The organism is Falsiroseomonas sp. RANM36 (genome assembly GCF_056682175.1).
Genome location: NZ_JBWXTD010000003.1, coordinates 1,661,260 through 1,666,669 on the forward strand (window position 1 = coordinate 1,661,260; position 5,410 = coordinate 1,666,669).

Annotated in this window: 5 protein-coding genes and 1 pseudogene; 1 reads left to right on the forward strand and 5 read right to left on the reverse strand. The window is 73.4% G+C overall.

Annotated elements, in window-relative coordinates:
* Window positions 1-97: 97 nt before the first annotated feature.
* The 5 genes and pseudogenes from AC1MIR_RS12885 to AC1MIR_RS12905 all read right to left on the reverse strand — a co-directional run bounded on the left by AC1MIR_RS12885 (window position 98) and on the right by AC1MIR_RS12905 (window position 4,936).
* Entirely contained in the window at window positions 98-1,855 is a 1,758-nt protein-coding gene (locus AC1MIR_RS12885) for a polysaccharide biosynthesis/export family protein (protein ID WP_480028550.1), read from the reverse strand.
* A gap of 1 nt (window position 1,856) precedes the next feature.
* On the reverse strand, window positions 1,857-2,951 hold the full coding sequence (locus tag AC1MIR_RS12890; protein WP_480028551.1) for a KpsE/RkpR family capsule polysaccharide export protein: 1,095 nt from the start codon (window positions 2,949-2,951) through the stop codon (window positions 1,857-1,859).
* 343 nt (window positions 2,952-3,294) lie between these two features.
* Window positions 3,295-3,690, reverse strand: a pseudogene (locus AC1MIR_RS12895) (ABC transporter ATP-binding protein); the annotation flags it as partial.
* A 14-nt stretch (window positions 3,691-3,704) separates the two neighbouring features.
* Window positions 3,705-4,535 (reverse strand): ABC transporter permease, encoded by an 831-nt coding sequence (locus tag AC1MIR_RS12900; protein ID WP_480028552.1) that lies wholly within the window; start codon window positions 4,533-4,535, stop codon window positions 3,705-3,707.
* Entirely contained in the window at window positions 4,535-4,936 is a 402-nt protein-coding gene (locus tag AC1MIR_RS12905; protein WP_480028553.1) for a hypothetical protein, read from the reverse strand. The genes AC1MIR_RS12900 and AC1MIR_RS12905 overlap by 1 nt, the downstream gene beginning before the upstream one ends.
* Before the next feature lie 137 nt (window positions 4,937-5,073).
* Here AC1MIR_RS12905 and AC1MIR_RS12910 point away from each other — a divergent pair.
* On the forward strand, window positions 5,074-5,410 hold a 337-nt coding region (locus tag AC1MIR_RS12910), incomplete at its 3' end, for a hypothetical protein (protein WP_480028554.1).

Sequence of the window (5,410 nt, forward strand, 5' to 3'; positions counted from 1 at the left end):
CGCCGCGCCAGGTGGCGCGCAGCCAAGCGCCCGGAGGGCGCGCCGGCGACTGAGGCGAAAAAAAGCCCAAGGGGTCGCTGCAGGCGACCCCTTGGGATCAGTCGAAGGTCCGGTAGATCAGCGCCGTCTGGAAGATCACGTTCAGCAGGTCGCTGCCGATCTGGAAGTATTTCGGATCGAGCGCCGGCAGGGCGATGACCTCGTCGCCCGGCTCCGGCGCCTCGTTCGCTTCCAGGATCAGCCGGCCGGAAGCCTTGCGGATCATCACCGAGCCGCTCGATCCGCGCTCGGCGAAGCCGCCCGCCGCCGTGATGTAGTCGGACAGCCGCATGGTCTGCCGCCAGACCACGGCCTGCGGCGCGCGCACCTCGCCGCCCACCAGGACCGTCTCGACGCGTTCGGGGATCACGATGGTGTCGCCATCCTGCACCCGCACATCGGCGCAGCGCCCGCCGCGGTCCATCACCACCAGCCGTCCCTCCGGCGCGGTGCGGCGCGCGCGCTGGATGTAGCTGGCGACCAGATTGGCCTCGGAGGCGCGGATCTGCGCCACGCCCGTCGTCGCCGACACCGCGAGGAAGAGTTGCCGCTCCAGCCGGTCCAGCGCCTCGTTGATGGTGCGCTGCTGCGCCTGCGCCAGGCCCGGCCGCAGCAGGAAGACGCCGCGCGTGTTCGCCAGGCGCGGATCCACCTCGATGTAGTCGAGCACGGTGCAGAGCGAGGTGTCGCGGTCGGCGATCAGCACCGAGGGCCCGATCCGGCTGCCTTCCACGCTGACGCGCACCGTCGGCGCCGGCGCGTCGGTGATGAAGCTGACCGTGTCCTGGTCGAGCAGCTGCACGGAGGACAGCTCGCGCACCGTGACGTAGCGTGCGAAGGGCTGGCCGCCGCGGGTGCCGCGGATCACCGCATTGGTCGCCGCCGGCAGCGGCGCCGCCAGGCGCAGCAGCTCCGACCCCGTCATGGCGCGGCCCGCCACCTCGAACAGGAAGTTGTTGCGCACCGACCCGTCCGCGCCCACCAGCGCGCCCTGCGGTCCGACCACGATGGTGTCGCCCTGCTGCAGGCTGAGCTCCGGCAGCCTGCCGCTCAGCAGGAAGCTGTAGAGGTCCACCCGCGCCACGTCGCGCCCGCCGCGGCGGACCACGATGTTGCGGAAGGACCCGCGGCCCGGGTCCACGCCGCCGGCGCGCGCCAGGTAGTCCAGCACGCTTTCCGAGGCGGCGCCGAGATGCCGGCCGGGCAAGCGCACATAGCCGGTGACGAAGACGCCGAGCGAGCCGGTGGAAAGCACCGTCGCATAGACCTGCACCTGCTGCGCATAGACGCGGCGCACCTCGGCCTCGACCACGCGCTGGATGTCGCCGGCGCGCGTGCCGGCCAGGCGGATCGGGCCGACCTGCGGGATGAAGACGTTGCCGTCCTGGTCGATGATGGACTGCACCGAGCCTTCGACGAAGCCCCAGATGGTGATGGAGACGCGGTCGCCGGGCCCGAGCACGTAGTTCGGGTTCGGCGTGTCCGCGGGGCTCGGCGGCGCGCGGTTGAACAGCGTCGCGCCGAACACCGCGGTCGCCGGGCCGGGCGCGCGCATCGGGTCGCCGAGCGGCCCGACCGCGATCGCGCCGCCCTCGGCCTGCGTCGCGGTGCCGAGCCGCTGGGTGCTGATCGGGTCGTTGCGGTTCAGCAGCGCGTCCACGCCCTGCGCCGCGCCGGGCGGCGCCGGCTGGGCCGCCGGGGGCGGGCCGCCGCGGCCGCCGAAGCCGGGCGGCAGCAGCTGCGCCGCCGCGGGCAGCGCGTGCAGCAGCGCGGCGCAGAGAAGGACGGGAAGGCCGAAACGTCGCAGGAGGATCATCTCAGCTCACATGCTCGCGTGCGCTCACGACCAGCAGCCAGCCGATGCCGAACAGCACCGAGAGGCTGACGAAGACGGTCAGGGTGTTGAAGGTGGCGCGGGGATAGAGCGGGTATTCCGGCATCTGCGGCTCGGACACGCGCATCACGAAGACCTGCTGGCGCAGCGCGTCGGACCGCGCCGCCTCGAGCGAGGCGACGGCCGAGGCCAGCTCGCGGTCGGCCATCATGCGCTCCAGCTCCAGCCGCTCGAAGGCGGCGACCTGCTGGGTCAGCGCCTCCTCGCCGCGGGTCACGCGGGCGCGCTCGGTCGCGATCTGCTGCTGCAGCGCCGCCACGCGGTTCTGCAGCACCTGCAGCTGCGGGTTGTCGGGCCGCATGAAGCGGCGGCGCTCCTCGAACTCGGTGCGGGCCTGCGCCAGCGCGCCCTGCAGCTGGGTGATGGTGGTCACCGCGCCGGTCGCCGTGCTGGCCGGGTCGAAGGCCTGCTCGCGCTCGCGGAAGGCGATCACCGCCTCGCGCGCCGCGATCACCCGGCGCTCCGCCTTGCTCACGTCCTCCTGCGCGGCGCGCAGCGTGTCGGCGATGCTGCGGGCGGAGAAGGTGTTCACCAGTTCCTCGGAGCGGCGCAGCACCTCCTGCGCCAGCATATGCGCGTCGGCCGGGCGGAAGGCATGCACGCGCAGCTGCATCACGCCCGTCTCGGGATCGAGGGTGACCATCACCCGGCGGCGGAAATACCAGGCCAGCCACTCGATCTGCGGCGCCTCCCACCAGAGCTCGGCGATCGCATCGGCCTCGGGGCGGCGCCAGATCTCCACCAGGTCGAGGTCGTCGCGGATGCTGTTCACTGCGGCGTAGCTGCCGATCCAGGACGTGACGGCGCGCGATTCCTCCATCCCGCCGCGAGCGCCGGAGATGGCGCTGGCGATGCCGGCGGCGCGCCCGCCCAGCGCATCCACCCCGCCGCCCCCGCCGCCGCGGTTGCGCACCAGGAAGCGCGCCTCCGATTCGTAGATGTTGGCCGCGTAGAACACGTAGTAGGCGCCCACCAGCAGCGTCGGCAGCAGCACCAGCAGCGCGAACCAGTGCCGCACGCGCATCCCGCCGCCGCGCGCGCGGCGGCCGGCCCGGCGCGCGCCCGGCCCCCCCCGCGGCGGCGCCGCCCCCCCCCCGGCGCGGGGGGCAGAGGGCCTCGTAGGTGGCGATAGCTTCATCGAGTTCCTCGAAGAAGGTCAGCCGGCCCTCATGGAGGATCGCGGCGGTTTCGCAGAAGGTGCGCACATGCCATGGCTGGTGGCTCACCATCACCAGGGCGCGGCTGCGCAGGCGGGTCTCGAGGATGTGCTGGGTGCGCTCCATGAAGCGCTGGTCGCCGACGCTGGTCGCCTCGTCGATCAGGTAGCAGTCGAAGTCCATCGCCAGCGACAGGCCGAGCAGCAGGCGCGACATCATGCCGGCCGAATAGGTGGAGACCGGCATGAACATGTAGTCGCCGAGCTCGGCGAAGTCGTCCACCGCCTGCACCAGCTCCTCGACCGGCTTCTCGTAGATGCGCGCGACGAAGCGCGCATTGTCCGCGCCGCTGAGCGAGCTGTGCACGCCGATGCCGTGCGCCAGCGGCCAGGAGACGGACATGCGCCGCTCGATCCGGCCGCGATTGGGGAATTCGACGCCGCCGAGCAGGCGCATCAGCGTGGACTTGCCCGAGCCGTTCCGCCCGAGGATGCCGAGCCGGTCGCCCGGGCGGATCACCGCGGTGGTGTCGCGCAGGATCCAGCGCTTTCCCTTCCCGCGCACCTCGTAGAACTTGCTGACGTCCTGGAGCAGGATCATGCGCCGGCCCCGCCCTAGAATTCCAGCTTCGGCCGCACGGCACGCAGCGCCGCCAGGCCCAGCAGGTTGAACAGCCCCACCCAGAACAGCACGTAGCCCACGCTGAAATAGCTCGGCAGCAGGTCGCCGAAGAAGCCTTCGCGCACCATCTCGTGGATGTTCGCCTGCGGGTTCCACAGCAGCAGGTCGCGCACCATCGGGTCCAGCACATGCAGCGGGATCAGCGCGCCCGACAGCGGCAGGCTGAGATAGACCAGCGGGTGGATCAGCCGCTCGGCGATCTCCGACACGGCGGAAGCGGCGGCGGCCAGCAGGCCCAGCCCCTGCGCCAGCAGGAACAGCAGCACCAGGCCGGTCAGCAGCGTCGGGATGTCGGCCGGCGGCTGGTCGCCCCAGATCGCGACGCCGACCACGATCAGCGCCATCACCGTCACCACCGCGGCCATCTCCAGCAGGTGGCGCGCCAGCACCACGTCCAGCATCTTCACGCGCGAATGGTAGAGCAGCGTCATGTTGGCGCGCAGCGTGCCCGGCGCGCGGGAGATGATGGCGCGGAAGGTGAAGTAGGGCAGGTAGCTGACCAGCGCGAAGACGAACATGGACACGCCCGGCACGCTGTGGCCGAACTCGAAGGTGGATTTCAGCGTGGCGATCGCGCCGGCGAGCATCAGCGGCTCGAGGAACAGCCACAGGAAGCCGAACTGGTTGCGGCCGAAGCGGGTCTGCATCTCGCGCAGCAGCAGCGCGTGGACCACGGTGGCCTGGCGGCGGAATCCCTCCAGGGTGCGGCCGAGGCCGCCCCCATGCCCGGCCGTGCGATAGCCGCCCCAGCCGGTGTCGCTCATCAGCGCGGTATCCCGCCGCCGCGCAGCAAGGGCCGCGCCTGCGCCCAGGCGCCGCCTTCGCCCTGGCAGACGAGCTGCGCGCGCTCCAGCGTGCTGGCGCCCACCAGGACCTCGCGGCATTCCCGCCCGCTGGCGGAGATGTAGGCGCGGGCGACGCGCACCGTCGCCGGCCGCCCGTCGGCCAGCACGATGCGCGACGCCGTGCCCGGCGCCGCCTGGGCGGCGAAGGCCGCCACCGGGTCGGCCGGGAGCGGCGGCGGGGCCGAGGCCGCCTCGCCCGGCCCGCCGGTGCCGCCGGTTGCACAGCCGGCAAGCAGCAGCAGGGCGGCCAGGGCGCCGGCCCGCGCGGTGCGCAGACCGGTGGAGAGGCGTGCCGGACCGAAGGAGGCAGGGATATGCATCGCTTGCAGGATGTAGCTGATACGGTGAATCGAGGCAAAACAGTATGGCGCGCCGCAACCCCCCGCACGTGAAGGTTGCGCCGGGTGTTGCCCCGGGGCCGCTGCGCGCCGCCGCCCATCCGGGGTAACATCCGCGCGTGCCGGACGCCACGCCGCCCGAGCCGCCGCCCTTGCTGGTGCCGGCGCCCCTGCTTGCCGCCTGGCCGCATCTGCCGGCCTTCTGGCCGGGGCGCGCGCTGCGCCCGGGGGCGGCCGGCATGGCCCCGCCCTTCTCCCCCGGCCCCTTTCGCCCCCCCGCCCTCGGCGGGCGCGAGGTGCCGGTGGCGCTGGTCTGCGGCGCCGCGCCCGACCCGGTTGGCGCGGCGCTCGCCCGCCCCGCATCGCCGCCGCCCGCGCGCGGTGCGCGGCTGGCGCGCGGGGCGGGGGCGCGGCGCGGCGGCCCCCCCGGGCCGGCCCGGGCCGGGGGGGGGGGGC

What these genes read in the sequence shown, in the direction of transcription:
- AC1MIR_RS12905 (WP_480028553.1), bottom strand. Translation starts at nt 4,936, where the DNA reads ATGCATATCCCTGCCTCCTTCGGTCCGGCACGCCTCTCCACCGGTCTG.
- AC1MIR_RS12885 (WP_480028550.1), bottom strand. Translation starts at nt 1,855, where the DNA reads ATGATCCTCCTGCGACGTTTCGGCCTTCCCGTCCTTCTCTGCGCCGCG.
- AC1MIR_RS12900 (WP_480028552.1), bottom strand. Translation starts at nt 4,535, where the DNA reads ATGAGCGACACCGGCTGGGGCGGCTATCGCACGGCCGGGCATGGGGGC.